This window comes from Campylobacter sp. BCW_6873 (assembly GCF_001762365.1).
Lineage (GTDB): Bacteria > Campylobacterota > Campylobacteria > Campylobacterales > Campylobacteraceae > Campylobacter_D > Campylobacter_D jejuni.
In genome coordinates this window covers 1-712 of sequence record NZ_MJWS01000069.1, presented here as the reverse complement: position 1 = coordinate 712, position 712 = coordinate 1, and the positions used below count along the sequence as shown (strand labels likewise).

Below are 712 nucleotides of genomic sequence, written 5' to 3'. Positions count from 1 at the left end.
AAAATAAAAAATAAAACAAAAACTATAAATTTTAAAACAATATTTAAAAAACTTACTTTATTTCTTTTACCTGTATATCTTTTATTATTCTTAGTAGGAGGATGTTCTTATAAATATATGGATCCGCAGTATTATGAGTTTAAGAGCTTGTGTAAAGATATAGATAATAAAGTAATAATTTACAATAAAGCTTATTGGGAATTGTATAGCGATTTTACAAAAAAAAAGCCTTCTATAGAAAAACGAGTTAAGGATGATGGTTATGAATATTTTTATTATGAAAAACTTAATGAAACATTTGCTTATTATGATATAGAAGATATGATCAAATCTAAGAAACGAAATGGCAATATTATAACCATAGTATATGATAAAAAATATAAAAAAATGCCCAAGCCTTTTGCTTCATATATAAGATATAATTATAAAAATGATGGTGTATTCTTAAGAGGTGATGAGGGTGCTGGATTATATTTTACATATGAAGAAGTATTCACTTGTAGCTATTTTGATAATTTTAAGTAAGGATATAAATGAGCAAAAACATTAAAACACAAGAAGCTAAATTAGACTTAATCACTAAATTTCTAGACTATGCTAATTGTGCAGATGCTAGTTATGCTTTATTAGATCCAGTTTTTACAGGTGTTATTATTGATAAACAAGAAAAGGAGTTAGAAAAAGATTTAGATACCCAAAGACTAGGTGATAA

1 protein-coding gene is annotated in these 712 nt (G+C 24.6%); it reads left to right on the top strand.

The window, feature by feature from the left end:
* Positions 1-525, top strand: a 525-nt coding sequence (locus AJ932_RS05665; RefSeq protein WP_070289003.1) for a hypothetical protein, incomplete at its 5' end; no start/stop codon positions are given.
* Positions 526-712: the final 187 nt, after the last annotated feature.